This is a genomic window from Labilibaculum sp. DW002, from assembly GCF_029029525.1.
Classification (GTDB): Bacteria; Bacteroidota; Bacteroidia; order Bacteroidales; family Marinifilaceae; genus Paralabilibaculum; species Paralabilibaculum antarcticum.
Genome location: NZ_JAKJSC010000018.1, coordinates 1 through 1,313, shown reverse-complemented (window position 1 = coordinate 1,313; position 1,313 = coordinate 1). Strand labels below are relative to the sequence as shown.

The 1,313-nt window shown below is 39.8% G+C and carries 1 protein-coding gene; it reads left to right on the top strand.

Annotated elements, in window-relative coordinates:
- Window positions 1-1,313: cadherin repeat domain-containing protein (locus L3049_RS21515; protein WP_275111900.1), on the top strand; the 1,313-nt coding region annotated here is incomplete at both ends.

Genomic DNA, 1,313 nt, shown 5'->3' with positions numbered 1-1,313 from the left:
TTCAGGAGTTGTAACCGTAAATGGCAACTTGGATTTTGATACAACGCCAAGCTATTTAGTTAAGGTAATCGCTGCCAGTACTGATGGAAGTACCTCGGAAGAAACGTTCACAATCACGATTGTAAATGCCGACGGAACAACGTCAGGTGAAGGTGATACAGATAACCCAGTTGGTCCAGTAACAGATAGCAACTCAGATGATAATAAGGTAAATGAAAATGCTACAACTGGAGATTTGGTAGGCTTAACAGCAGAAGCAACCGATCCTGATGGCGATCTTGTGACTTATGCAATTGATGGAAGCGTACCATTTTCAATTGATCCAACTTCAGGAGTTGTTAAAGTTAATGGCAATTTGGATTTTGATACCACACCAAGCTACTTAGTTAAGGTAATTGCTACCAGTACTGATGGAAGTACTTCAAACGAGACTTTCACCATTACCATTGTAGATGCCGACGGAACTACAACAGGTGAAGGAGATACAGATAATCCAGTTGGACCAGTTACCGATAGCAATTCAGCTGACAATAAAGTCAATGAAAATGCTACAACTGGCGCATCAACAGGATTAACGGCAGAAGCAATTGATCCTGATGGCGATCTTGTGACTTATGCAATTGATGGAAGCGTACCATTTACAATTGATCCAACTTCAGGAGTTGTAACAGTTAATGGTAATTTGGATTTTGATACTACACCAAGTTATTCCGTTAAGGTAATTGCTACGAGTACTGATGGAAGTACTTCAAGCGAGACTTTCACCATTACCATTGTAGATGCCGACGGAACCACATCAGGTGAAGGAGATACGGATCACTTTATCACTGGAAAAGATATTGCTGATATCGATACGGATTCAAATACCATTTCAGAAAATGCAGCGGTAAACGACATCGTTCATTTGACGGCAAATGTAGTTGACGAAGATGGCGACAAAATAACTTATGAGTTAACGGATGATTTCCATGGCTGGTTCCAGATTGATGCTAACTCAGGAATTGTTACTGTAAAAGGAAACATCGATTACGATTCAGCAGATTTATCAGATCACAAAGCAACTGTAAATGTAAAAGCTACCAGTACAGATTTATCTCATACTAGCAAAGATTTTGAGATTGCAATCACTGAAGCCGATGGTACAACACCAGGTGGAGGAGATACGGATCACTTGATCACTGGAAAAGATATTGTAGATATCGATACGGATTCAAATACCATTTCAGAAAATGCAGCAGTAAATGACATCGTTCATTTGACAGCCAATGTTCTTGATGAAGATGGCGATAAGGTAACTTACGAGTTGACTAATG